Below are 22,448 nucleotides of genomic sequence, written 5' to 3'. Positions count from 1 at the left end.
TTATGGAGCGGGCGACGGGACTTGAACCCGCGACCCTCAGCTTGGGAAGCTGATGCTCTACCACCTGAGCTACGCCCGCCCTTTCAGGATATAAATAATAGTCAACCTACACCGCTCCTTCAATACCTCTGTGGGTAGTTCTGATAAACGGTGAAACGAGCCTTCTTTTCCTGTAGTAGAGGAACTCCAAGCTGAAAGAGACGAGGAAAATGAGGAGAGTTGCTACAAAAGTTGTTTTACTGTGCTTAAACTGGAATATAACGATCTGAAAGGCGACAAAAGTTATAACTATAAGATTAAAGAAAATTAATCCTCTCTTTCCTCCTACCTTCTTCCATAGCTTTAAGTGTGAGAGTATTACTCCTATGTAGAGGGCTGTTGTAACGACGCTTATCATTGAAGCAACTGACGTAACGTTAAAGAAAAGGGTAAAAACGAGGCCGAGTCCACAGGTCAGGTAAAGTCCCAAGTGCTCTCCCATCCACCTCTTCTCAACTAAACTCCCGGGAGAGGGAATGTAACCGTCCTTCATTAAAGCATAGGAGGCATTTGCCCCGGTATAGATGGTTGCGTTGAGGGCAGAAGAGATGCTGACTAGGGCTCCTACAGATAGGAGCAGAAAACCCAGCTTGCCTAAAGCAGGTTCTGCCGCAAATGCAAGAGCGTTTTCTGCATACTTTGCAATTTCTGATGTAGGAAGAGCTCCAAGGGCAGCAACAGAAACTCCCACGTAAACCGCCATAACGACGGAAATACTAAGGTAAATAGCCCTTGGAACGTTTTTACAGGGGTTCTCTATGTTCTCGCTAATGTTGGTTATGAGGCCAAATCCCATGTAGGAGAGGAAAAATATAACTGAGGCGTTGAGAATCCCCTTAAAATACTCAGGAGAAGGTTCTGGCTTTAAATACTCTATGTGGATAACCGACAGTCCAGCTGCTATGAAGGTTAAAAGAATTAAGAGTTTAGTAAGAACTATCCAGAACTCAAGTCTTCCAACGACTTGAGAGCCTCCAAAAAAGCTAATTGCTCCAAAGAAGGCGATGACTAGAACTTCCACAACAGTGTGGAAAACTCTGTAGTCTAAGTGGATAAGTGGTAGAAAGTAACCTGCAAAGCTGATGGCAAAGAGGGCAATTGAGATAACGTAGGTGAACCACATGAGAATGGAGAGAGCTCCAACTAAAGGTGAGTGCCCGAATGCTCTCTGAATAAAGGCTACAGGGCCTGCATTAGATATAAACTTCTTTCCAAGGTGGGCGTAAGAGTAAGCTACCATAAGTGCATAAATTCCGCTTAATAAAAAAGCAAAGGGAAGCCCGTTTCCAGCAATCTTCACCCCGTATCCAAATATGGAGAAGATGCTTGCCCCAATCATCGTTCCTATTGCCATTGCAGAGGCTTGAAGGAGGTTGAGTTTTTTCTCTTTTTCCATTTTTCTATGCCTCAAGTTAAAATTCTCAAAACTCAATAACTGAGGTAACCTTGAAGGGGAAGTTTTTACTATTAGTTATTTTATCCTCTCTTTTCTTAACAGCCCCAATTAGGGCAGAAGAAGAGAAGCCGATTGAAGCTTGGATATCCTATAAACAGGTTGGTAACAAGGTAGTTGAAGTGGTAAAGGTAAAAACCAATACTGGAAAGGTTTATGAGTTCTACCCCGGTCTTTCTCCTCAGAGTATTCCTAAGCCGAAGGGCAGTTTATTTGGGAACGTTTCAAAAAAATTAACTTTAATATCACTGGGATTTCTTTTGGGATCTCTTTTAGGAATGGGAGTTCTCTGGTTTAGATACGAGAAAATAAGGAAAGGTTAGAAGAGAAAGGAAGGCCTATCTGGCCTTCCTAAGTAGGGTTTCTTTCCTCTTAATCTCGGCTTCTAAGGAACTCTTTGTTTCAACCTCTTCTTCGCTTAGAGAGGATAGCCTTTTCTTGAGCTCAGAAATTTCCCTCTCAACAGATTCAACGTTTACCTCACCCGGCTCGTAAATTTCCTGAGCCCCAATCCTAACTGCATCTGGTTCTATTTGGACAAAACCATTGTAAACGAGTTTCTTGATTTCGTTTCTGTTAACGTCTCTGCAGATTACAAAGCCAGCTCCTATGGAGTAAAACTCAGGCTGGTGTCCGGGGAGAACGCCGATATCCCCGTCGTCTGTTTCAACGTATACCTCTTTCGCCTCAGCCTCGTAGTGTTTACCGGTTGCCGAGGCCAGCTGAAACTTCATCTCTGTTGGCAGTCCTTTTTTGGCAGCCATCTATCTTCTCCCCTATTTGCTCTGGGCTTCCTTCATAAGCTTTTCGCCTTTCTCTATAGCCTCATCAATGGTTCCAACCATGTAGAAGGCCTGCTCAGGTAGGTGATCAAGCTCTCCGTTAACTATCATCTCAAATCCGCGGATTGTTTCTTCAACAGTTACATATCTACCGGGCATTCCTGTAAAGACCTCTGCAACGTGGAAGGGCTGAGTAAGGAAGAGCTGAATTCTCCTTGCCCTGTGGACAACAAGTTTGTCTTCCTCTGAGAGCTCTTCCATACCGAGAATAGCGATGATCTCAAGGAGTTCCTTATATCTCTGAAGGTATCTCTGAACCTCCCTTGCTACCCTGTAGTGCCTTTCACCTACGATATGTGGGTCAAGCATACGTGATGTAGACTCAAGTGGGTCAACGGCTGGGTAGATACCCTGCTCTGCCAGTGCCCTTGAGAGAACTGTCGTTGCGTCAAGGTGGGCAAAAAGAGTAAACGGAGCCGGGTCTGTAAAGTCGTCGGCCGGAACGTAGATAGCCTGAACAGACGTAATTGAACCTTTGTTTGTTGATGTAATACGCTCCTGGATAGCACCTACTTCAGTTGCAAGTGTTGGCTGGTAACCAACCTCAGAGGGAATCCTACCGAGGAGGGCTGAAACCTCAGAACCTGCCTGGATAAAACGGAACATGTTGTCAACGAAGAACATCATATCACGGCCTTCAACGTCACGGAAATATTCGGCCATAGTAACGCCCGTCATTGCAACGCGCCACCTGTTTCCAGGAGGTTCGTTCATCTGACCGTAAACTAAAACTGTATTCTCAAGAACTCCAGACTCCTGCATCTCAAGCCACAGGTCTGTTCCTTCCCTTGTTCTCTCTCCAACCCCTGCGAAGACGGAGAAACCTCCGTGTTTCATAGCAACGTTGTGTATGAGCTCCATAAGGAGAACCGTCTTACCAACTCCAGCACCACCGAAAAGGCCCGTCTTACCACCTTTCGCGTAAGGCTCAAGGAGGTCAATTACCTTAATTCCCGTCTCAAATATCTCTGCAACTGTCTTCTGCTCTGTAAGTGGTGGAGCAGGCCTGTGGATCGGCCAGTATTCTTCAGCCTCAACGGGCCCTTTGTTGTCAATAGGCTTTCCTACAACGTTGAAGATCCTTCCCCTTGTTGCGTGGCCAACGGGAACTTTCAGGTAGTCTCCGGTATCTATAACCTCCATTCCCCTCTTAAGCCCTTCGGTGGCTCCGAAGGCAACGCAGCGAACCCTGTTCTCTCCAAGGTGCTGGTGAACCTCAAGCATAAGGTCACCAGTTTCAATTTTTCCATCCCAGGTAATCTGCTTAACGTTTGGAACCCTTAAGGCGTGGTAGATCTCAGGAAGCTTTCCGTCTGGGAACTCAACGTCTATAACCGGACCAACAATTTGAACAATTTTTCCTTTATGCTCTGCCATACCTATCCTCCCTATTTCATTGCTTCAATAGCAGTTGTAATCTCAATTAGCTCTTTTGTAATAGCAGCCTGTCTTGCTTTGTTGAAGGAGATGGTGAGTTTTCTAATCATGTCTTCAGCGTTCTTCGTAGCGTTGTCCATAGCCGTCATACGGGCTGCGTGTTCACTTGTTTCGGACTCCTTAAGAGCCCTTAAAACAACTGCAGAAGTGTAAGACTTAATAGCTTCCTCTATAACCTTCTCGTCTGGGCCGACTGTATACTCGGCAACAGGAGTTTCCTCTTCAGATTCAACGGCAAGGGGCATTATCCTTTCAAAAACAACCTCTTGTTTGAGGGCGTTGTAGAACTTGTTGTAGACAACGTAAACTTCGTCAAAGTATTCAGACATGTATCCTAAGAAGAGGTCAGCAGAGATCTCTTTAGCAAGCGGAAGGCCTATTCTCCTGAAGATGTCTTTAAAAGTCTTCCTTACGTGGAGGTCGGAATACTTGGTAAAGAACTGGCTAGCTTTATTTCCAACGGTTGTAAGACTTACCTCAATTCCCTGTGACTGCTTCTCTTTGGCAAACCTGTTAACGCGCCTTATGATGTTTGCGTTAAATGCGCCGCAGAGTCCTTTGTCTGAAGAGATAACTACTAACTCTATTCTCTTAACAGGCCTTACCTTGAAGATTGGGTGTATTGTCGGGTTTCCTCTTCTGTAGAGTCCTGCTGCTATCTCTTTCATAACTTCGGCGTAAGGCCTTACGTTGAAGAGGTCTTCCTGAGCCTTACGGAGTTTTGCAGCGGAAACCGCCTTCATAGCGGCGGTTATCCGCTTTGTTCCTTTAAGGCTCTTTATCTTAGCTTTAATTTCCCTCATTCCAGGCATTTTCTACCTCGCTATTAGGCTGTAAACGTTGCCTTGAACTCCTTAATGGCCTCGTGGAGCTTCTTGGTGAGCTCATCGTCAAGCTGTTTCTTCTCAAGGATTTCCTTGAGTATCTCTGGATATTTTGCGTCCATAAAGGCGTAGAGCTCCCACTCAAACTTGTTAACGGCCTCAACGGGGATGTCGTCTAAGTATCCGTTGATCGCTGCGAAAAAGGCAACTATCTGCTTCTCAACGGGAATCGGCTTGTGAGGAGGCTGCTTGAGGAGCTCCATCATACGCCTACCCCTCTCAAGCTGAGCCCTCGTAGCAGGGTCAAGGTCTGATGCGAACTGGGCAAAGGCCTCAAGTTCACGGTAACGGGCAAGCTCAAGTCTGAGCTTTCCTGCAACCTGCTTCATAGCCTTTATCTGAGCAGCACCACCAACCCTTGAAACGGAAAGACCAACGTTGATAGCAGGTCTTTGACCCTTGTAGAAGAGGTCGGTTTCAAGGAATATCTGACCGTCCGTAATGGAGATAACGTTCGTTGGAATGTAAGCAGAAATGTCACCAGCCTTCGTTTCAACGATTGGAAGGGCTGTAAGTGAACCTGCTCCAAGCTCGTCGTTGAGCTTAGCAGCCCTTTCAAGGAGCCTTGAGTGGAGGTAGAAGACGTCTCCAGGGTAAGCTTCCCTTCCAGGTGGACGCCTTAAGAGAAGCGACATTTCACGGTAGGCAACAGCCTGTTTTGAGAGGTCGTCGTAGATTATAAGTGCAGCCCTTCCAGTATCCCTGAAGTACTCTGCAACTGTACAGGCTGCGTAAGGAGCGAGGTATTGGAGTGAAGCTGGGTCTGACGCGGTAGCGGAGATGACGATCGTGTACTCCATAGCTCCAAGCTCTTTGAGGAGCTGAATCGTCTGGGCTACTGTTGAACGCTTCTGTCCAACTGCACAGTAAACGCAGATAACCTCTTCTCTCTTCTGGTTGAGGATGGTATCTATGGCAATGGTAGTCTTACCTGTCTGCCTGTCTCCAATGATAAGCTCCCTCTGTCCCCTTCCGATTGGGATGAGGGCATCAATTGCCTTAATTCCCGTTTGGAGTGGTTCGTGAACCGGTTTTCTCGTTACGATACCTGGAGCAATACGCTCAACAGCCCTTCTCTCTACGTACTCAATATCACCTTTTCCGTCTATCGGGTTTCCAAGTGGGTCTAAAACCCTTCCAATGAGCCCCTCTCCAACGGGCATGTCAAGTATTCTTCCGGTTCTTTTAGCCTTACCGCCTTCAACGATTCCCTTTCCTTCACCAAGGAGAACGACACCTACGTTGTCCTCCTCAAGGTTGAAGGCAACTCCTTCAGTTCCATCTTCAAACTCTACAACTTCACCGTACTCAACGTTTTCAAGTCCGTAAACTCTTGCTACTCCGTCTCCTACTTTGATAACGATTCCTGTTTCATCAAGGTTTACAGAGGCTTCAAACTCCTCAATCTGTTTTCTTATCAGTTCTGAAATTTCCTCTGCTCTGATCTGCATCTCTGCACCTCGCTATCGGTTTTTTTATCTTAATCGGCTATAGTTTTCTTAAGGTTTTCAAGCTGCGTCTTTATTGAGGCATCAAGAACTTTGTCAGCAACCCTTACTATAAAGCCGCCGATTATGGAGGGATCAAGTTTTACCGTGATTTCAGCCTTCTTGCCGAAAAGCTCTTCAATCTTTGACTTTATCTTCTCTACGACCTCTTCATCAAGCTCTGTTGCGCTTGTGATCTCTGCCCTTACTAACCCTAACCTGTCGTAGGCGAACTTTTCAAACTCCTCTGCAAACTCCCTTATAAGTCCGAGCCTGTTCTTCTGGGCCATTAAGAGGAGGACTTTTTGGAGTTCTGGCGAAACCGCAACTTTCTCTAAAACTTTTTTGAGGAGCTCCTCTTTCTTCTCGTTTGAGATTATGGGGCTTTTGAAGAACTTGATGGTTTTCTCGTCAAAGAACGAAAGGAGGGTCTTTATCTCTTTGAGAACTTTCTCAAGCTTTTCGTCGGTAAGAATTTCTGATAGGGCTTTAGCGTATCTTCTTGCGATTCTGACTTCCAGTCTCAACTTGATCCCTCCTAAAGCTTTTCAAGGCTGGATTCGATAAGCTTTTTGTTGACTTCCGGTGTTATGGAACCTTTAAGCTTTGCTTCGGCTATCTCTACAGCTTTCTCTGCTGCAAACTTCTTGAGCTCTTCTTTTGCTTTGTAGAGCTCCTTCTCTATCTCTTCATCTGCCATTTTTACTATCCTTGCAGCAGTTTCCTTTGCCTCGGCTATTATCTGTTCTTTTTCCCTCTCAGCAACCTCTTTTGAGTAGGAGAGAATCCTTTCGGCTTCTGCCTTTACCTCTTCCGATTTCTTCTCGGCCTCTTTGAGGAGCTTGAGGGCTTCCTCCTTTTCCTTTTTAGCTCTTTCAAACTTGTCCACTACAGATTCAATACCGTCTGACAGAAAGCGAGAAACGGGTTTTTTAAGTAACCAGTAAAGAAGGGCGAACAGAATAATAACGTTGACTGTTTTCCAGAATAGAAGATGTCCTCCGTGTTCCATATTTCCCCCTTAAGCAACTTTTCCAAGTATTTTCTTGACTATCTCTTCAGCTAACTTCTCAGCTTCGGCTTCAAGCTTAGACTTCTCGGTTTCAAACATCTGCCATATCTCTTCTTTCGCCCTTTCAACCTTTACAGAGGCCTCTTCCTGAGCTTGAGATACTATCCTTTCCCTTTCCTCTCTAGCCTCTTTCACGGCAGCGTCAATAACTTTCTTTGCCTCTTCTTTTGCCTTTGCCAGAATCTCGTCAACTTCTTTTAGTAGCTGTTCAGCTTTTACCTTAAGGGCTTCTGCTTCACTGTATATACCGTTAAGCTCCCTCTCCCTTTCTTCCATAAGTTTAAGTAGGGGCTGAAAAAGGAACTTGTTGATGAGAACCATAAAGATGAGGAAGTTTACTGCCTGAACTAAAAGAGTCCAGTCTATAGCTACGATACTTCCTTCCATCACCTATCTCCTTCCCTCAGGATTTCCCCTCCTCCAAGGAGCAGGTCGTTGCTGTAGAAGGCACAGACCTGCCCCGGGGCAGGGGCGTCAACTTTCGCCGCTAATTTTACACGATATATACCGTTTTTTAAATACTCTACACTTCTAACAGGTGTAGGTTTTGCCCTGTAACGTACCTGAACTTGAACCGGGATTTTACACCACTCTTTCGGTTCAACGTGCCAGTTTGTTCTCCAGACGAGTATTTCGTCTCTTAAGACGCTTTCCTTTGGCCCTACTATGACTGTGTTTTCTTCCGGTTTTATCTCTACTACGTAAAGAGGGTGTTTGTAAGAAATTCCCAGTCCCCTTCTCTGCCCAACCGTATATCTGAAGTAGCCCCTGTGTTTCCCAACAACTGTTCCATCTTCCAACTTAAAAAGGCCGGTTTTCGGTTTTATAAACTTTTCAACGAAGGAAACGTAATCAGACTCTATGAAACAGATGTCCTGGCTTTCTCCTGAGTAGGGAAAGCCTAACTCTTTTGCCCGTTTTACTACTTCTTTCTTTGTAAACTCTCCCAACGGAAGGAGGAGGTGGTTGATAATTTCCCTCTCAACCAGCGCTAAAAAGTAGGACTGTTCCTTTCCTCTATCTATTCCTCTGTATATAAGTTTTCTTTTGAACTGCTCCGATTGGAGAGCCCTCGCGTAGTGGCCGGTGGCAATGAAGTCGGCGCGGAGCTCCTCTTTTAACTTATACAGGTATTTAAGCTTAATCTCTCTGTTGCAGAAGGTACACGGGTTGGGGGTTAAGCCCTTTTTGTAGTAAGAGATAAAGTAGTCTATAACCTTTTTTTTAAACTCTTGAGATAGGTCAATAAGTATCGGTTTAAGGTTAAGGAGCTCCCCACTCTTCTTTACTTTTTCCGTATTAGCATTTGGAAGGAGCTTGAAGTAAACTGGAATAACCTCAAACCCATTTTCTTTCAGCAGGTAGGCTGTAAAGAAACTATCTACTCCCCCGCTGAAACCTACAAGGACTCGTTTCAAAGTTCCTCTCCACCGATTTTTGGAATTCTATCAGACAAAAAAGAAGGGGCGCCCAAGGCGCCCCCTTAAGACTTATGGGGAGGAGGGAGGGGGATAGGGGGTGTCTGCTATTAATAATAGTTCTCATTTTCAGATTGTCAACCTTTCTGCTTCTTACAGAAGCTTTCATTTAATATAGGTTGTTTTCCATCCGTTGCACCCATTGAGCCGGAAAATATACTTAACACCAGAAAAACTTAAAGCTGGAGAGTTAAATGGTTGTCGTTAAGTTTAAGTATCCGGATACTGAGAAGACTGGGCTTGCCTCTGCCGAAACCGGAGGGTTCAGTTACGGCCAGGAGGTTGTTGTTAAAACAGATAGAGGGGAAGAGCTCGTAAAGGTTTTAAAGAGTTACGAGGTTGAGTCTGAAGTTTTAAAGAAGTTCGGAACGGAGCCTGAGGAGCTCTACACCTTCTTAAGGGTTGCTACGGAAGAGGACAGAAAACGGTTTTTAGACAACCTTCTCTTTTCACAGGAGGCCCTTGAAGTCTGTAAGAGAAAGGTTTTAAAGCACGGCCTTGAAATGAAGCTCGTTAAGGCCTACACAACCCTCAACAGGGAGAGGATCGTTTTCTATTTTACCGCCAAAAGTAGAGTTGACTTCAGACAGCTTGTTAGAGACCTGGCTTCCCACTTTAAGACGAGAATAGAGCTCCGCCAGATAGGTGTCCGTGACGAGGTGAAGATGTTAGGGGCGGTTGGGATGTGTGGAAACGTTTGCTGTTGTAAGTCTTTCCTTGAGTGTTTTCACTCGATATCCCTGAACATGGCAAAGATTCAAGGGCTCCCCCCTAACCCTGCGAAGCTTTCTGGAACGTGTGGAAGGCTTTTATGCTGCCTTAAGTATGAGGAAGCCAACTACTTTATAAGGGAGTTCCTTCCCGAAGTGGGCTCTTTTGTTGACACCCCTGAAGGAAGAGGGAAGGTAGTTGACGTCAACATTCCCCTTGAGACTCTGACGGTGGAGATAGAAGAGAAGGGAAGGGTCTCCTTCCCCATTCGTACTTTCGTTACGGAGGAGCAGTGGAACCAATACATAGATAAACTGAAAGAGAAGGTTGATGACAGGTTCAGGTGCTTTACCAAAGCGGGAGTGATCGGCGATGAGAGTAGTTAAGGAACTCCAAAGCCCGTTAAACAGGCTCTTTATATTTGAAACTGAAGACGGCTACAGGGTTGAGTCGGTGTTTTACAAGGGAGAGAGGCTCTGTGTTTCCTCTCAGGTAGGCTGCCCCGTAAGGTGTCTCTTCTGCGCTTCAGGTAAGAACGGCTTAAAGAGGAGTTTAACTGCAGAGGAGATTTTTAAACAGTATGAGCTTTTGAAAGGGGAGCTCCCAATAAAAGGCGTTGCAGTTGCCGGAATAGGCGAGCCCTCTGCTAACGCTGACGAGGTTGTTAAGGCAATTGAAATGTTTAAACGGGAAGGGTTAAAGGTAACCGTTAGCACTACCGGTTATCCCCTTGAAGGGTTTAGGAAACTGATAAGAGCCCCCCACGACGGTTTAACGGTTTCGGTCCACGCCGTATCTGAAGAGAAGAGAAAACGGATTTTCGGAGTTTCTGTTCCCCTTGAAGCGGTCTTTAGAGAGCTTGAGGAGTACTTTAAAGAGATTTCCTCTTCACGGAAAAAGAAGTTCCAGATAGGCTACCTAATGGTAAAAGGACTTAACAACTCTGAACAGGACTTGAGAGCCCTCGGAGAGCTTGCAAAGGAATACACGATGACGGTTATGCTTATGGCATACAATCCTGTTCCAGGAGTTAACCTGAAGGGTTTAACGGATGAGGAGTATGAAAAAGCGTTTCTTAAACTGAGGAAGATGGGAGTTAGGGTAACCTTAAGCAACAGGTTCAGGAGAGATCCTTTGGGGGGCTGTGGAACTCTGACTATAGCACGGGAGGTTTGAGATGAGGAGAGCTCTCTTAATCCTTATCCCGGCTCTAACTTTTGGCTGTATCCACAAACAGAGCTCTCTTACGGAAACGGAAAAGGAAAAAGCGGTAGAGATTGGAAACACGGCAGTTATGAAGCTCATGAAAGAGCTCAAAACCAACCTCGGAATGGCCTTAAAGGAGGGAGGATTCCCTAAGGCCATTGATTTCTGCGGGGATAAAGCTCAGAAGTTTACTCAAAAAGTAAACAAAGAGCTTGTTGTAGTGAAGGTAAAAAGGGTATCAGACCGCTATAGAAATCCTGCCGATAGGCCAGACTCACTTGACCTTAAGGTTATCAACTATTTCAAGGAAAAGCTAAAGGAGAACAAGCTTCCTCCCTACTACCTGACAGTTGCTAAAGAAAAGGGAGAAAAATTGGTTATCTACTACAAGCCGATAAGGGTTGCTCCTTTCTGTCTCAACTGCCACGGGGACCCAAGGAGTATGAACCCAGAAGTTTTAAGGGTTCTGAAAGAGAAGTATCCAAACGACAGAGCTCTCGGCTACAAGCCCGGAGACTTGAGGGGGGTCTTTAAGGTTATAATCCCTGAAAGAGAGCTGAAGGAGGGTTAGATGTTCGTTAAGGAAGGGGAGCTCCCCGGAATCGGAAAGAAGTATTCAATGAAGACAGAGAGTGGAGACACGATAGTTGTCGTAATCCACTATACGGGAAAGAGGGAGATTTACTACTTTGAGGACGATTCTGAGGAGCCTACGGCTGTAATTGAGCTTACAGACGAGGAGGCAAGGACTTTAGGGACGATACTGGTCGGAGCTCTCTTCCAGCCGACCTCAGACGAGGAAAAAATAGGCTTCCTTATGAAGCACTTAGCCTTTGAGTGGGTTAAAGTTCCAGAAAACTCTTTCTTAGTCGGTAAAACCATCAAAGAGTTAGACATCAGGAAAAACTTTGGAGTCATCATCGTTGCAGTGGTAAGGGACGAAAACGTTGTAGTCTCTCCATCCCCGCTGTTCAGAATAGAGGCAGGGGATATCCTCGTAGTTGTAGGGACGCTTGAGAACGTTAAGAAGTTTGTTAAAGCAGTGGAGGGAGAGTCTAAATAATGGAGCACTTTTCCTTTTTCCTCTCAGTATTTTTGGGAACCCTTCTCTTCTCCTACCTCGTTGCCCACGTTTTAAGGTTTCCCGTAATTCCCATCTACATCCTCTCAGGAGTTATCCTCTCCCTCTTCCTCCACTCAGATGACGCCTACATCTTTGAAGTCCTTGGGGTTGTTCTTCTTCTCTTCTACATAGGCCTTGAGTTTTCCCTTGCCGAGATGGAGAAAAACCTAAAGAACATACTCTCTGTAGGGTTAGTTGACCTGGTACTGAACCTGTTCTCTGCCTTCTTTTTACTAAAGTTCTTAGGATTTGACGGAATAACTGCCTTCACTCTGGCGGTTGCTCTCTACCCGAGTTCTTCTGCCATTGTCTCCAAGCTCCTTATAGACCTTAAGAAGCTTGCAAACCCTGAGGTTGAGCCAGTTCTTGCAATTTTGGTGTTTGAGGACATAGCTGCGGCAACTCTTTTAGCCGTTTTGGTAGGCCTTTCGGGGGGAAGTCCAGACCCTGTGGGAGTTCTGAAGGTTGTCGTGAAAATTTCCCTTTTTATCTTCTTAGCAGTTCTCTTCGTTAAGAACTTTAACAGAGTAATAGACCTTGCATTTCACAGAGTAGGAACCTCAACCGAGTTTACAGTCCTTTTAGTTGGAACTGTTCTGTTCCTACTGGTTGAGGTCTCTATGGGGTTTGGCCTCTCTGAGGCAATTGGGGCTTTTGCGGCGGGAACGCTGTTTGCTGAGAGTTCCCATAAGGAGCAGGTAGAGTCTGCAGTTATTCCCTACAGGGACTTGTTCGGAGCTCTCTTCTTCCTAACCTTCGGACTCTCAACAGATTTATCCTCCTTTTCTATTTCTCTCCTTTTCCCTCTAACTGCCGTTCTTCTCTTTACCTTTCTTACTAAAATTCTTACAGGCGTTGTTGCTGCAAAGCTCTACGGACTTTCTCTGAAGAGGGGGCTTTCCGCCGGCTTTATGCTCCTTCCAAGGGGTGAGTTCTCAATACTGGTTGCGGCAACGAACCCTGCAACAGTTCCATTAACAGCTCTCTACGTTCTTTCCTCTTCTATTTTGGGTTCTTTAGCAGTTAAAGAGTCTGGAAGGATACTGAACCTGTTCTTCAAGAAGAAAGGAAAGAAGAAGAGCCGACTTACCCGCTCCCAGCTGCTGGGGGATTAAAAAAGCTCAAGCAGAAAAAAGGTTTTGCAGTTATTGGATAAATTTTCAGAAGATTTTAAACTTAACCTAACGCTTGAACAAACGGCTATTTTGAACACTCCACTGGTTCTGGCAAAGGGAAAATTAGGTATATTTACTTTAAGGTTTTACGGAGGAAAAGGTTTTTCTATTTAAGAAACCTGCGAAGGAGAAGGGGTAGAGTTAATAAATTCTGCTGAGAAGCTGATGAAAACCTTTAACGTTCAGGACTGAAAATGCTGTTTATCACCTTTGAAGGAATTGAAGGCTGCGGGAAGACCACTCAGGCAAAGCTTCTCTGTGAGGCGCTGATAGACAGAGGGTTCTCCGTTGTATTTACGAGGGAACCCGGAGGAACTCCGGCTGCTGAGGAGCTCCGCACCTTCCTTTTAAAACCTCGGGATGAGAAGTTCCCACCCTTTGCAGAGCTCTCCATCTACGAGGCTGCAAGGGCTTTTCATGTTGAGAACCTGATAAGGCCTTCGCTCCGAGAAGGGGCTGTCGTTATCTGCGACAGGTTTGCAGACTCAACGGTTGCCTATCAGGGTTACGGTAGAGGAATAGACATTTCCCTCATTGAGAGGCTAAACGTTGAGGCTACGGGAGGTTTAAAGCCAGACCTTACAGTTCTAATTGACCTTCCCGTTGAAGTTGCCTTTGATAGGATTTCAGACAGGCTTAAGGATAGGATGGAGTCTGAAAGTTTTGATTTCCACAGGAAAGTTCGTGAAGGTTTTCTGGAGCTCTCCAAAAAAGAGCCGGAGAGGTTTTTGGTTCTTGACGGAACGGGAAGCGTTGAGGAGCTCCGCGAGAAAATTCTCTCTGAAGTTCTGAGGAGGATAAGTGCTCTTTAACGGTATTGTCGGTCACTCAAGGCAGATTAACCTGCTGAGGCGCTTGGTTGAATCGGGAACATTTCCTCAGAGCTCTCTATTTGTAGGCCCAGAAGGGGTGGGGAAGAAAACGGTTGCACGGGAGCTCTTTACACATCTGTGTAAGGGGGAGTTCAACTTAAGAGAAGTTGGAACTGAAAAGCCCGTTACAGTTGAAGAGGTTAGAGAGACGTCATCCTGGCTTTTTACAAAACCTACGTCTGGCACAGGAAAGGCGGTTATCATAGACAGGGCAGACGAGATGAGAGGAGAGGCCGCAAACGCCCTCCTTAAGACCTTAGAAGAGCCGCCGGCCTATGCTTACATCTGTTTGATAGGTAAAAGTGAGGAGTCTGTTCTGCCAACGATACGCTCCCGGTGTAGGGTTTTCCGGTTTGGCCCTCTAACGGACTCAAGCGTTGCCTACATACTTGAAAAGATGGGCTTTAAGGCCGACAAAAAGGTTATTAAACTTGCCCACGGGAGCGTAGGGAAAGCTCTCAGGCTACTTGAAACTTCTGTTGTTGACTTTGTAAATGAGTTTAGGTCTCTCGTTAAAGGAAGTGACAGGCTGAAGAGAGTTGTTCCTTTTTCAGAGAAGTTTGGAAACTTAAGTCGGGAAGAGGCTCTACTCTTTTTTGACTCTTTAGAGGTTCTCGTTTTTGAAACGGGAGGAGCTTATAGGTGGGAGGAGCTCATAAACAGAGCCCGCTACTACCTAAAGTTCTACGGAAAGCCACAGTCTGTTATGGAGTGGTTTCTGACCTCTGCCTTTGGTCTTTAACGTAAGGGTAGATTTTTGTCAGAAAACTGATTGAAAACGTCCTGTTAGAACAGCCGGTTTCCTTAAAGAGCTGGTTCAAGTAATACTTTATCGTCTGTTCTGCCAATCCCATCGCTTTTCCTATCTCTTTGTTAGTTTTTCCCTTCATCAGCAGGTCAAAAACTTTCTTATCTTTTTCCGTTAACTGCGATATGTGAGGCGTCTCCGCTCTCCTTGAGTTAGGTCAGAGAATCTCTTTCTGATATCCCACCACAGACCCGGGGAAGAGCTCTTCAACAAATTCAACGCTCTTTTCAAGGGTTGCGTCAACTACCTTACTGCTCGTTCCGACGGTTACAACGGCTATCCTGCTCCTCTGCCACTTGTCCTGCTCTCCGACTTCACTTACGGAGACGTTAAACTTTCCCTTAAGCCTCTCAACGACCCTCTTAACAACTGATCTCTTCTCCTTTAGTGAATGGGCGTGTGGAATCTGGAGCTCAATTTCCAAATACCCGATAACAGAGGCCATTTAACCCTCCTTAAGGAGCTCGTTCCACTCTTTCCTTATGGAATCCCTGATTTCCATATAGTCTTTTCCTTCATTGTAGGCCTTCTCTATGGCCGGTCTGAAGACTTTCTCGTAAAACTCCTTTCCCATTCTGTTAACAATTTTTTCGTCAAACTCCTCTGGAGTTGCAAGTTTCCTCCACCACTTTTCCTCCGTTTTTCCCTCTAAGTAGGCTCTCGTAGCTCCCCTGTATTTGAGACGGTGGCCGTAGAATTTCCTTGCTGCAACTACTTTGGCCACTGCAAGGCCGTAAGCTTTCGCTTCATCTTCAGGGAAACCGAACTCTTTAACCGCCTTTATCCTGTTCCACTCGGCAAAAACGTCAAATCGCTTTATTGGGGCTTGCGGCTTTAGGACCTCTACCTTTGGTGCTTTCTCTCTAATTTTCTCAGCCATCTCTCCCTCCTAAATTTTCCTATACTTAAAACTAAAGATTGGAGGAAACTGTGGAAGTAAGGCATAAACTCTGGAGGTGCACCGTTTGTGGTTACATATACAGCGTTGACGAAGGCGACCCGGACAGTAACATTCCTCCCGGAACACCGTTTGAGGCTCTTCCGGACGACTGGGTCTGCCCAATCTGTGGAGCTTCAAAGGACAAGTTTGAGCCTGTAGATGAATGAGAGCTTTAGTTGTTCGGTTTTCATCTTTAGGTGACGTAATCCTTACAACCTCTGTTCTCCCTGCCCTTAAGAAAGCGGGGTTTGAGGTTCACTTTTTAACATTTAAACCCTTCGGCGAAGTTTTAAGGGGTCAGCCCTTCGTTGACAAGGTAATTGAAGTAGAGAGGAGCTCCCTCAAAAGTCTCTCCGGAATAAAGAGGTTGGCAGAGGAGCTCTCCGACTACGACGTCGGCTTTGACCTCCACGACGTCTTGAGAACGAAGGTCCTGAGAAGAATTCTCCCTTTTAAGTTCTACACCTACCCTAAGAGAGCTCTCCTAAGGCGTTTAATGGTTATTTTCAAGCCATTCAAAGCAAAGTGGTTATACGTTCCGGAACTTTACGCTGAAGCTCTAAAGGAGGCGGGAGTTGAGGTCAGAAACCCGAGGCCTTACCTTGAGTTAAGGAAGGAAACGCTTGAAAGAGTTTCACCTTTGGTTCCTAAAAACGCCGTGGTCGTTGCTCCCGGTGCCAGGTGGGAGAAAAAACGCTATCCGTTAAATAAGTTCTCAGAGGTTGTGAAAATCCTGAGGAAAAGAGGTTTTAAACCGGTAGTTGTTGGAGGGAAAGAAGAAGAAGAGCTGGGGAAGGTTTTAGAAGGGGAAGGAGCTCTCTCCCTCTGCGGAAAACTCTCTATAACCGATGGTATTGGGGTAATTTCCCTCTCTTTAGGGGTTATCTCAAACGACTCGGCAGTTGTCCACATGGCAAGGGCTGTTAGAAGGCCGGTAGTCTCAATATTTGGTCCAACCCATCCTGCCTTCGGGTTTGCCCCTTACCCAGACGAAGGAGTAGCACTAACGAAAAACCTTCCCTGTTCTCCCTGTTCACTTCACGGGAAAACAAGGTGTAAAGAACAGAAGTGCTTTGAAATTGAGCCAGATTTAGTTGTTGATTCCCTTCTCTCTCTGATAGAATCCCGCTGATATGAAACTAAGAAAGCTTTTAGCTGAATTTGTCTTAATATTTGCCGTCAGCTGGCTGATTGAGTTTGCCTACATGGGTATAAAGGGGGTATTTGAGGGAACAACCCTTTCACTCCTTGAGATTTCCCTCTCATTTGACAACGCCGTTATGAACGCCGTAATCCTCTCCGGCCTGTCGCAGGTCTGGAGGAGGCGTTTCCTCACCTGGGGAATGGTCATTGCAGTTTTTGGAATGAGGTTTCTCTTTCCAGTTCTAATAGTCGTTCTCACCTCCGGGCTTTCGGTTGAAAAGGTTCTGGAGCTTGCATTTAAAGAGCCGGAAGTCTACGCCCACTACCTTGAATCTGCAGAGCCTTTAATCCTGGCCTTCGGCGGTTCTTTCCTCCTGATGGTTTTCGTCAACTGGCTCTTTGACGCAGGAAGGGAGCTCCACTGGATAAAACTATTTGAGAACTTTGCCTCAAAAATTGCAAAGCTTGGAGAGGTGAAGCTGATAATTGCCCTCTCAGTTATCTTTTTGGTTGGCTACTTCAAGAAAGAGCCGAACATTCTCCTATCTATGATTTTAGGAGTACTTTCCTTTGAGGTCGTTCACTTCGTTAAGAGCTCCATAGAGTATTTCAAGGAAAGGCAAGGTATAGAGAGTGGAATAGGTACATTTATCTACTTAGAGCTCTTAGACGCTTCCTGCTCTTTAGACGGAACTGTTGGAGCTTTTGCAATCAGCCAGAACTTGATAATCATTACCGTAGGTCTTTCAGTGGGAGCTTTTATCCTCCGCTCCCTAACGCTGTATTTTGTTGAGTCTGGAAAGCTCAGTGAGCTTCCCTACTTGGAGCACGGCGCTCACTGGGGAATTGGAGCTCTGGGTATAATGATGCTCCTGGAGCTCTTCTTCCAAATTCCTGAACTCGTTATAAGCGCTTTAGCCTTGGTTTTTATCCTCTCTTCCCTATACTCTTCTTTAAAAAGAACGAAACCTCTTCTCATTAAGTGAGCTTCTCAATTAGGGAGAGAGCTCCGTTTATTCCGTCAACGGCAGAGCTCGTTATACCTCCTGCGTAGCCCGCTCCTTCTCCAACCGGGTAGAGGTTTTCGGCAGAAACAGAAGTAAAGTCTTGGTTCCTTAAAATCCTTACTGGAGACGACGTCCTCGTCTCAACTCCCACTAGGGTTGCGTTTGACGGAACGAAGAAAGAGACCTTCTCATACCAGTAGAGGAAAGCCTCCTTTATTGGAACGGCTATTTCAGGTGGCAGGAGCCTGTCTAAACGGGCGCTCCTTATCTCCGGTATGTAACCTCCTTCTATAAGATCTGATGAGGTTTCTCCGTTTATGAAGTCCCAAACAGTTTGGGCAGGCATAGAGTAGTTGCTTCCTCCGACAACGAAGGCTGCCCTCTCCAAGGCCCTCTGAAACTCAATTGCCTTAAACGGGTCGTTCTCAAAGTCTTCAGGGAAGAGCTGAACAACTACTGCACTGTTGGCGTATCCGCTGTCCCTTGCGTGGTTGCTCATTCCGTTGGTTACAGCTGTGTGCTTTTCAGAGGAAGCGCAGATTACGTAACCTCCCGGGCACATACAGAAGGTGTATACGTTTCTCTCTTTCCCCTTGTATGTAAACAGATACTCCGCCGGAGGCAGTTTCGGGTTTTTAAACCACTTTCTTCCGTATTGAATCCTGTTTATTGTCTTCTGTCTGTGGATAACCCTTAATCCAACGGCAAAGGGCTTTCCGGAGAGCTCTATACCAGCTCTCTTCAACATCTCAAAAGTATCCCTTGCACTGTTTCCGGGAGAGAGGAAGTAGAAGTCAAACTCCTCTGAGTAGTTTCTTTTCTCCTTAAGGTCTTTAAAAGTGGCGGAAACTATTCTGTTTCCGTCTTTCCGGAGCTCCGTTAAAAGGGTTGAAAACCTAAACTCAACTCCCATTTTCTTAAGTATTTCTCTAAAGTTTCCAATAACTTCCCTTAGCCTGTCAGTTCCAACGTGGGGCTTGCTCTTGTAGAGGATTTCAGACGGAGCTCCACACTCAACCAGAGTTTTAAAAACAAAGTATTTCTTCTTGTCCTTAACCCTCGTAGTGAGCTTTCCGTCTGAAAAGGTTCCTGCTCCTCCCTCTCCAAACTGAACGTTTGAGTTCTCGTTGAGTTTCCTCTCCTTCCAGAAAAGAGAAACGTCCTTTACCCTCTCTTCAATGGGCTTTCCTCTCTCTACAATGGTAACCTCAAGCCCTGCTTGTGAGAGAACGTAGGCCGAGAAAAGTCCCCCAGGACCCGTTCCAACCACTAAAACCCGCTTTTTACTCTTTACCCTTGGAATATGAACTTCCGGAACGGGCCTGTGTTCCCTTGCAGTTCCCCTTTCTATTAGTTCTTTGGCCTTTTCGTCGGGGAGCTCTGCCAAAATCCTGTAGACGAATATTGGCTTTTTCCTTGCGTCTATTGATTCCCTTAGAATTTCGTAGTTCTCAATCCCTAACCTCTTAACCTCTTCCTCTAAAGAGCTCTCTAAAGGAACCTTCACGTCTATCTCAACTCTCATCGGGGAGCTCCATCCTCATTTTCTTTAAGAACTTGTAAAACTCCTCTGGAAATTGTGGTTTTCCCTTCTCGTGGTCAAGCTTTTCGTTCTCTGAAAGTTCTTCAATTTCTATGTAAACCACTTCGGGAAATCCCTTTACTCCTATCCGTTTTTCTACTCTGTCTTTCCTGTAAATCAGAGAGTCCCTCTTTAAGACACCTCCCTTTTCAAGGATGTCTCCTACAAACTTCTCTGCGTTATCAATGTCCCTCTGCTTGACCCTTCCCGAAAGGTAAAAAATGAGAGATACTTTTACGGGATTTTCAATAGGGAAATTTGAAATACCGTAGGAGAGCTTCTGAACGTGGAGCTGCCAAAGGGCTTCCTTCTGAGACTTAAGGACCTCCGGGTTGTTAATTATAAAAGGTTTCATTTCTCCGTTAACCCGCCTGTGGGATATTTTTTTGTAGTTGGCCTTGCTGGGAATTTTCCCGATAAAAAAGAACTTATACTTTGGCACTTTAAGCTCCTATTAAACTTTTTACTGGTATAGGGTTGAGATGGACTACAGAGAGCCGCTAAAGAAGTTTATAACAATTTTAACCGTTCTTCTTCTGTTAGTTCTCTTTTCAACCGTTGGTATTCACCTTATAGAAGGTTGGTCTTGGTTAGACTCTTTGTGGCATACAATAATAACTATCTCAACAGTAGGTTATGAAGAAGTTCACCCACTCTCTACTGCAGGGAAAATCTTTACAATGGTTGTTATCGTTTTTACTTTTGCCATTTTTGCTTACGGGGCTTCAACAGTTGCTGCTATGATTTTTGAGGGGGAGCTCCAGAAAATCTTAACGGTAAAGAGGATGGAAAAGATGATTTCAAAGCTCAAAAACCACACAATAGTGTGCGGTCTGGGAAGGACGGGTCAGGCGGCGATAAAGGAGCTCTACAAGGAGAAAATTCCCTTTGTCGTTATTGAAAAAGACGAATCAAAAATAGAGGAGGCAAAGGAACACTATCCCAACCTTATCTACATCCACGGAGATGCCACCCAAGACGAGACCCTATTAAAGGCCGGTGTTAAGTCTGCCTCAAACCTCATAGTTGCAACCGCTGACGATGCCGATAACTTGTTTATTACCCTCTCTGCAAAGAACCTAAACCCAAAAATCAGAATAGTTACAAGGGCAAACAGCGAAGAGAACGTAATAAAGCTTAAAAGGGCAGGTGCAACTGAGGTAATCCTTCCAAATGTTATAGGTGGTCTCAGAATGGCCTCTTTGGCTATAAGACCAAGCGTTGTAAGTTTCTTAGACATCGTTACACACCACGGAGAGATTGACTTAAGGCTTGAAGAGGTAAAGGTTCCGAAAGGTTCTCCCTTTCATGGAAAGCTCTTAAAAGATCTTGACATTCCGAAAAAGACAGGAGTCATAGTTATCGGAATAAGGCGTGAAGACGGTTCGTTTATACTTAACCCTACGTCAACAACGATGGTTTTAGAGGGAGATTCTTTAATTATTATTGGAACCAAAGAACAGGCTGAGAAGCTTAAAAAGCTGGTTTCAGGAGAGGATGATAATTAAGTGGTGCGGGAGGCGGGATTTGAACCCGCACGCCCGTAAGGGCACCGCCCCCTCAAGACGGCGCGTCTGCCGATTCCGCCACTCCCGCTTAAGTGACGTTGAGAAATATAGGCAACCGTTAAACGGGTGTCAAGGTTTAAAGCCTCTCTTCTAAAATAAAAAAGGGGGCCGCAGCCCCCTTAATTGTTTTTAGATTAGCCGACCTTAGAACTTGAGATCAGCCTGAACCCAGATGTGGTCTTCAGCGTCGTCTTTGCCACCGAGGTATGTTTTACCGAAGTCGCTATCTGGGTCAAAGTGATCCCAACCAACGCTTAAGCAGAGGTTCTTGCTGTACTTATACTTAGCTTCAAGGTCTGTTTCCCAACCGATATCATCAGAAGTTGATCCACTGTATCCTGCAGGTTTAACACCTTGTCCAACTGCATAATCTTCTGCTGTTTTGAAGTAATGAACATCAAGTCCAAGAGCTACTTTATCGAGCGGCTTGGTGTGAAGCTTGAAGTAAAGGTCTTCAACGCCAGGAGAACGTTGTGTAATTTCGTTTACAAGTCCTGTTCCGTTAAAGAGGTATACGTTGTTTAACCAGAGAACGTCAGAGTGGCCTAACCACTTGTGGGCTGTTGGGAGAACGGACCAGAACGCATCGTAATCGCCTTTGTCATCTTTATCTCCAGAGTAGTAGTCATATCCTACAAATACACTTGGAGCCCAAGAAACTTGGTCAAAGTCAGCACCTGCACCTACACTGAAGAAGTAACCGCTAAAGTCGTGGTTCTTCTTACCATCTGGAGATTGAGCAGGATTGATGAAGTCAGCATTTCCGCTTTGGAAAGCACCTTCTAAGTTAAGCTTAATTTTTGCAAAGTCAGTATCAAATGTAGGAGTTACACGTCCGTAAATTGTATTAATGTTGAGGTCAATTCCATCTGTAACACCAAGAAGTTTAGCGAAGTTGGTTGTTGGGTTAACATAGATATCTGTTAACTCGTAAGTTCCGCCAATCCCAAATGGCTTGAAGTTACCCTGCCATGTAGCTACGTAGAGATCAATATCATAATCTTTGTCTCCTTGGCTGAGCCATGGACCTGCACCTGTTGCTTCATCGAGAAGTTTACCGTAGAAGAATCCAGCAAGTCCGTAGTCCCCGGCTACGTAACCTACTAAAATACCGTCAAGAGATCTTCCAGCTTGAGACCAGTCAACAGTACCTACGAGCCTCTCGTTACCGAGGTTAACTTCTTGACGACCAATTTTAACGATTACGTTGTTGATTCCAAATGGGTTTGCAAGAAGCATGTAGGCTTCATGCATATTAAATACTTCGTTTCTACCTGTATCAAGTTCAAGGCCTTGTCCGTTTTCACCCCAAACACCTACGGCTTGAGGAACAAATACTGCTGTTACGCCGTCAGAGAGCTCAGCCTTGATTTTAAGCCTTGCTCTGTAAGTTCCACCTACTTCCCTTCCTGTTCCGCTTCCAGCTTCGTTGGCATACCACTCAAGCCTTTCTCTTAACTGACCGCCGATAGTCACTTTTGTGCTGCCCATGTCCATGTCGGCAGCTTTAACTGTAGCAGCAGGAGCAATTAACGCTGCTGCAAGACCCATTAAGGTCACTGCTTTCAGTGCTTTCCTCATCTGGGACCTCCCCATTAAAGTTTTTCTAAATTGGTTGTTT

At 45.4% G+C, this 22,448-nt stretch carries 27 protein-coding genes and 2 tRNA genes; 12 read left to right on the top strand and 17 right to left on the bottom strand.

Annotated elements, in window-relative coordinates:
- Positions 1 to 3: 3 nt before the first annotated feature.
- Positions 4 to 79, bottom strand: a tRNA-Gly gene (locus ACZ424_RS05255).
- 27 nt (positions 80 to 106) lie between these two features.
- A complete protein-coding gene (locus tag ACZ424_RS05250) occupies positions 107 to 1,435 on the bottom strand; it encodes an APC family permease (protein WP_464903932.1) in 1,329 nt (442 codons plus the stop codon).
- Between the two features lie 50 nt (positions 1,436 to 1,485).
- Between ACZ424_RS05250 and ACZ424_RS05245 the strand changes: the two genes are divergently transcribed.
- Entirely contained in the window at positions 1,486 to 1,815 is a 330-nt protein-coding gene (locus ACZ424_RS05245) for a hypothetical protein (protein ID WP_464903931.1), read from the top strand.
- 15 nt (positions 1,816 to 1,830) lie between these two features.
- Here ACZ424_RS05245 and atpC read toward each other — a convergent pair whose 3' ends face one another.
- From atpC to mnmA, 8 genes are read right to left on the bottom strand one after another with little or no spacing between them, the layout of a single operon-like run.
- On the bottom strand, positions 1,831 to 2,256 hold the full coding sequence (atpC, locus tag ACZ424_RS05240; RefSeq protein WP_464903930.1) for an ATP synthase F1 subunit epsilon: 426 nt from the start codon (positions 2,254 to 2,256) through the stop codon (positions 1,831 to 1,833).
- 12 nt (positions 2,257 to 2,268) lie between these two features.
- Complete coding sequence (atpD, locus tag ACZ424_RS05235) at positions 2,269 to 3,711, bottom strand: F0F1 ATP synthase subunit beta (RefSeq protein ID WP_464903929.1); 1,443 nt, start codon at positions 3,709 to 3,711, stop codon at positions 2,269 to 2,271.
- 11 nt (positions 3,712 to 3,722) lie between these two features.
- Positions 3,723 to 4,583 carry an ATP synthase F1 subunit gamma gene (gene atpG / locus ACZ424_RS05230; protein ID WP_464903928.1) on the bottom strand — a complete coding sequence of 287 codons (861 nt, stop codon included), beginning with the start codon at positions 4,581 to 4,583 and terminating at the stop codon, positions 3,723 to 3,725.
- 14 nt (positions 4,584 to 4,597) lie between these two features.
- The gene (gene atpA, locus ACZ424_RS05225; protein ID WP_464903927.1) at positions 4,598 to 6,106 is read right to left on the bottom strand and encodes a F0F1 ATP synthase subunit alpha; all 1,509 of its coding nucleotides are present in this window, start codon (positions 6,104 to 6,106) and stop codon (positions 4,598 to 4,600) included.
- A 29-nt stretch (positions 6,107 to 6,135) separates the two neighbouring features.
- On the bottom strand, positions 6,136 to 6,669 hold the full coding sequence (atpH, locus tag ACZ424_RS05220) for an ATP synthase F1 subunit delta (RefSeq protein ID WP_464903926.1): 534 nt from the start codon (positions 6,667 to 6,669) through the stop codon (positions 6,136 to 6,138).
- 11 nt (positions 6,670 to 6,680) lie between these two features.
- A complete protein-coding gene (locus tag ACZ424_RS05215) occupies positions 6,681 to 7,154 on the bottom strand; it encodes a F0F1 ATP synthase subunit B family protein (RefSeq protein ID WP_464903925.1) in 474 nt (157 codons plus the stop codon).
- 9 nt (positions 7,155 to 7,163) lie between these two features.
- Positions 7,164 to 7,601, bottom strand: a complete 438-nt coding sequence (gene atpF, locus ACZ424_RS05210; RefSeq protein ID WP_464903924.1) for a F0F1 ATP synthase subunit B — start codon at positions 7,599 to 7,601, stop codon at positions 7,164 to 7,166.
- Positions 7,601 to 8,632 (bottom strand): tRNA 2-thiouridine(34) synthase MnmA, encoded by a 1,032-nt coding sequence (mnmA, locus tag ACZ424_RS05205; RefSeq protein WP_464903923.1) that lies wholly within the window; start codon positions 8,630 to 8,632, stop codon positions 7,601 to 7,603. Before mnmA ends, atpF begins: the two co-directional genes overlap by 1 nt.
- A 254-nt stretch (positions 8,633 to 8,886) precedes the next feature.
- Between mnmA and ACZ424_RS05200 the strand changes: the two genes are divergently transcribed.
- From ACZ424_RS05200 to ACZ424_RS05170, 7 genes are all read left to right on the top strand, one after another.
- Positions 8,887 to 9,789 carry a PSP1 domain-containing protein gene (locus ACZ424_RS05200; protein WP_464903922.1) on the top strand — a complete coding sequence of 301 codons (903 nt, stop codon included), beginning with the start codon at positions 8,887 to 8,889 and terminating at the stop codon, positions 9,787 to 9,789.
- Positions 9,776 to 10,579, top strand: coding sequence for a radical SAM protein (locus ACZ424_RS05195; RefSeq protein ID WP_464903921.1), 804 nt, complete (start codon positions 9,776 to 9,778; stop codon positions 10,577 to 10,579). Before ACZ424_RS05200 ends, ACZ424_RS05195 begins: the two co-directional genes overlap by 14 nt.
- 1 nt (position 10,580) lies before the next feature.
- Entirely contained in the window at positions 10,581 to 11,180 is a 600-nt protein-coding gene (locus tag ACZ424_RS05190; RefSeq protein ID WP_464903920.1) for a Tll0287-like domain-containing protein, read from the top strand.
- Positions 11,181 to 11,672 carry a cation:proton antiporter regulatory subunit gene (locus tag ACZ424_RS05185; protein ID WP_464903919.1) on the top strand — a complete coding sequence of 164 codons (492 nt, stop codon included), beginning with the start codon at positions 11,181 to 11,183 and terminating at the stop codon, positions 11,670 to 11,672.
- Positions 11,672 to 12,847: a cation:proton antiporter gene (locus ACZ424_RS05180; RefSeq protein ID WP_464903918.1), complete on the top strand. Its 1,176-nt coding sequence runs from the start codon at positions 11,672 to 11,674 to the stop codon at positions 12,845 to 12,847. The genes ACZ424_RS05185 and ACZ424_RS05180 overlap by 1 nt, the downstream gene beginning before the upstream one ends.
- A 254-nt stretch (positions 12,848 to 13,101) precedes the next feature.
- Positions 13,102 to 13,719 (top strand): dTMP kinase, encoded by a 618-nt coding sequence (gene tmk / locus ACZ424_RS05175; protein ID WP_464903917.1) that lies wholly within the window; start codon positions 13,102 to 13,104, stop codon positions 13,717 to 13,719.
- The gene (locus ACZ424_RS05170) at positions 13,709 to 14,521 is read left to right on the top strand and encodes an AAA family ATPase (protein WP_464903916.1); all 813 of its coding nucleotides are present in this window, start codon (positions 13,709 to 13,711) and stop codon (positions 14,519 to 14,521) included. Before tmk ends, ACZ424_RS05170 begins: the two co-directional genes overlap by 11 nt.
- Here the strand turns inward: ACZ424_RS05170 and ACZ424_RS05165 are convergent.
- From ACZ424_RS05165 to ACZ424_RS05155, 3 genes are all read right to left on the bottom strand, one after another.
- Positions 14,484 to 14,669: a helix-turn-helix domain-containing protein gene (locus ACZ424_RS05165; RefSeq protein ID WP_464903915.1), complete on the bottom strand. Its 186-nt coding sequence runs from the start codon at positions 14,667 to 14,669 to the stop codon at positions 14,484 to 14,486. The genes ACZ424_RS05170 and ACZ424_RS05165 overlap by 38 nt on opposite strands.
- 75 nt (positions 14,670 to 14,744) lie before the next feature.
- On the bottom strand, positions 14,745 to 15,032 hold the full coding sequence (locus ACZ424_RS05160) for a DUF503 domain-containing protein (protein WP_464903914.1): 288 nt from the start codon (positions 15,030 to 15,032) through the stop codon (positions 14,745 to 14,747).
- Complete coding sequence (locus tag ACZ424_RS05155; RefSeq protein ID WP_464903913.1) at positions 15,033 to 15,467, bottom strand: hypothetical protein; 435 nt, start codon at positions 15,465 to 15,467, stop codon at positions 15,033 to 15,035.
- Between the two features lie 50 nt (positions 15,468 to 15,517).
- Between ACZ424_RS05155 and rd the strand changes: the two genes are divergently transcribed.
- Genes rd through ACZ424_RS05140 form a run of 3 tightly spaced genes read left to right on the top strand, consistent with a single transcriptional unit; the run spans position 15,518 to position 17,656 of the window.
- A complete protein-coding gene (gene rd / locus ACZ424_RS05150; protein WP_464903912.1) occupies positions 15,518 to 15,694 on the top strand; it encodes a rubredoxin in 177 nt (58 codons plus the stop codon).
- A complete protein-coding gene (locus ACZ424_RS05145; protein ID WP_464903911.1) occupies positions 15,691 to 16,659 on the top strand; it encodes a glycosyltransferase family 9 protein in 969 nt (322 codons plus the stop codon). The genes rd and ACZ424_RS05145 overlap by 4 nt, the downstream gene beginning before the upstream one ends.
- A 1-nt stretch (position 16,660) precedes the next feature.
- Positions 16,661 to 17,656 carry a DUF475 domain-containing protein gene (locus tag ACZ424_RS05140; RefSeq protein ID WP_464903910.1) on the top strand — a complete coding sequence of 332 codons (996 nt, stop codon included), beginning with the start codon at positions 16,661 to 16,663 and terminating at the stop codon, positions 17,654 to 17,656.
- Here ACZ424_RS05140 and ACZ424_RS05135 read toward each other — a convergent pair.
- Positions 17,649 to 19,202 carry an NAD(P)/FAD-dependent oxidoreductase gene (locus ACZ424_RS05135; RefSeq protein WP_464903909.1) on the bottom strand — a complete coding sequence of 518 codons (1,554 nt, stop codon included), beginning with the start codon at positions 19,200 to 19,202 and terminating at the stop codon, positions 17,649 to 17,651. The genes ACZ424_RS05140 and ACZ424_RS05135 overlap by 8 nt on opposite strands.
- Positions 19,192 to 19,701: a RusA family crossover junction endodeoxyribonuclease gene (locus ACZ424_RS05130; protein ID WP_464903908.1), complete on the bottom strand. Its 510-nt coding sequence runs from the start codon at positions 19,699 to 19,701 to the stop codon at positions 19,192 to 19,194. Before ACZ424_RS05130 ends, ACZ424_RS05135 begins: the two co-directional genes overlap by 11 nt.
- 40 nt (positions 19,702 to 19,741) lie before the next feature.
- Here ACZ424_RS05130 and ACZ424_RS05125 point away from each other — a divergent pair, with 40 nt between their 5' ends.
- The gene (locus ACZ424_RS05125; protein ID WP_464903907.1) at positions 19,742 to 20,767 is read left to right on the top strand and encodes a potassium channel family protein; all 1,026 of its coding nucleotides are present in this window, start codon (positions 19,742 to 19,744) and stop codon (positions 20,765 to 20,767) included.
- A gap of 1 nt (position 20,768) precedes the next feature.
- On the opposite strand, the gene ACZ424_RS05120 is transcribed toward ACZ424_RS05125, so the two are convergent.
- Positions 20,769 to 20,855: transfer RNA gene (locus ACZ424_RS05120), tRNA-Leu, on the bottom strand.
- Positions 20,856 to 20,971: 116 nt separating this feature from the next.
- On the bottom strand, positions 20,972 to 22,408 hold the full coding sequence (locus ACZ424_RS05115; protein ID WP_464903906.1) for an alginate export family protein: 1,437 nt from the start codon (positions 22,406 to 22,408) through the stop codon (positions 20,972 to 20,974).
- Positions 22,409 to 22,448 lie beyond the last annotated feature (40 nt).

Source organism: Thermovibrio ruber (genome assembly GCF_055380895.1).
The sequence above is the reverse complement of the archived record's forward strand: the minus strand, read 5'-3'. Positions and strand labels throughout refer to the sequence as shown.

Coding starts and splice junctions, on each gene's coding strand:
- ACZ424_RS05250 (WP_464903932.1), bottom strand. CDS start 1,435: ATGGAAAAAGAGAAAAAACTCAACCTCCTTCAAGCCTCTGCAATGGCA.
- atpC (WP_464903930.1), bottom strand. CDS start 2,256: ATGGCTGCCAAAAAAGGACTGCCAACAGAGATGAAGTTTCAGCTGGCC.
- atpD (WP_464903929.1), bottom strand. CDS start 3,711: ATGGCAGAGCATAAAGGAAAAATTGTTCAAATTGTTGGTCCGGTTATA.
- atpG (WP_464903928.1), bottom strand. CDS start 4,583: ATGCCTGGAATGAGGGAAATTAAAGCTAAGATAAAGAGCCTTAAAGGA.
- atpA (WP_464903927.1), bottom strand. CDS start 6,106: ATGCAGATCAGAGCAGAGGAAATTTCAGAACTGATAAGAAAACAGATT.
- ACZ424_RS05215 (WP_464903925.1), bottom strand. CDS start 7,154: ATGGAACACGGAGGACATCTTCTATTCTGGAAAACAGTCAACGTTATT.
- atpF (WP_464903924.1), bottom strand. CDS start 7,601: ATGGAAGGAAGTATCGTAGCTATAGACTGGACTCTTTTAGTTCAGGCA.
- ACZ424_RS05200 (WP_464903922.1), top strand. CDS start 8,887: ATGGTTGTCGTTAAGTTTAAGTATCCGGATACTGAGAAGACTGGGCTT.
- ACZ424_RS05195 (WP_464903921.1), top strand. CDS start 9,776: ATGAGAGTAGTTAAGGAACTCCAAAGCCCGTTAAACAGGCTCTTTATA.
- ACZ424_RS05190 (WP_464903920.1), top strand. CDS start 10,581: ATGAGGAGAGCTCTCTTAATCCTTATCCCGGCTCTAACTTTTGGCTGT.
- ACZ424_RS05185 (WP_464903919.1), top strand. CDS start 11,181: ATGTTCGTTAAGGAAGGGGAGCTCCCCGGAATCGGAAAGAAGTATTCA.
- ACZ424_RS05180 (WP_464903918.1), top strand. CDS start 11,672: ATGGAGCACTTTTCCTTTTTCCTCTCAGTATTTTTGGGAACCCTTCTC.
- tmk (WP_464903917.1), top strand. CDS start 13,102: ATGCTGTTTATCACCTTTGAAGGAATTGAAGGCTGCGGGAAGACCACT.
- ACZ424_RS05165 (WP_464903915.1), bottom strand. CDS start 14,669: ATGAAGGGAAAAACTAACAAAGAGATAGGAAAAGCGATGGGATTGGCA.
- ACZ424_RS05160 (WP_464903914.1), bottom strand. CDS start 15,032: ATGGCCTCTGTTATCGGGTATTTGGAAATTGAGCTCCAGATTCCACAC.
- ACZ424_RS05155 (WP_464903913.1), bottom strand. CDS start 15,467: ATGGCTGAGAAAATTAGAGAGAAAGCACCAAAGGTAGAGGTCCTAAAG.
- ACZ424_RS05145 (WP_464903911.1), top strand. CDS start 15,691: ATGAGAGCTTTAGTTGTTCGGTTTTCATCTTTAGGTGACGTAATCCTT.
- ACZ424_RS05140 (WP_464903910.1), top strand. CDS start 16,661: ATGAAACTAAGAAAGCTTTTAGCTGAATTTGTCTTAATATTTGCCGTC.
- ACZ424_RS05135 (WP_464903909.1), bottom strand. CDS start 19,202: ATGAGAGTTGAGATAGACGTGAAGGTTCCTTTAGAGAGCTCTTTAGAG.
- ACZ424_RS05125 (WP_464903907.1), top strand. CDS start 19,742: ATGGACTACAGAGAGCCGCTAAAGAAGTTTATAACAATTTTAACCGTT.
- ACZ424_RS05115 (WP_464903906.1), bottom strand. CDS start 22,408: ATGAGGAAAGCACTGAAAGCAGTGACCTTAATGGGTCTTGCAGCAGCG.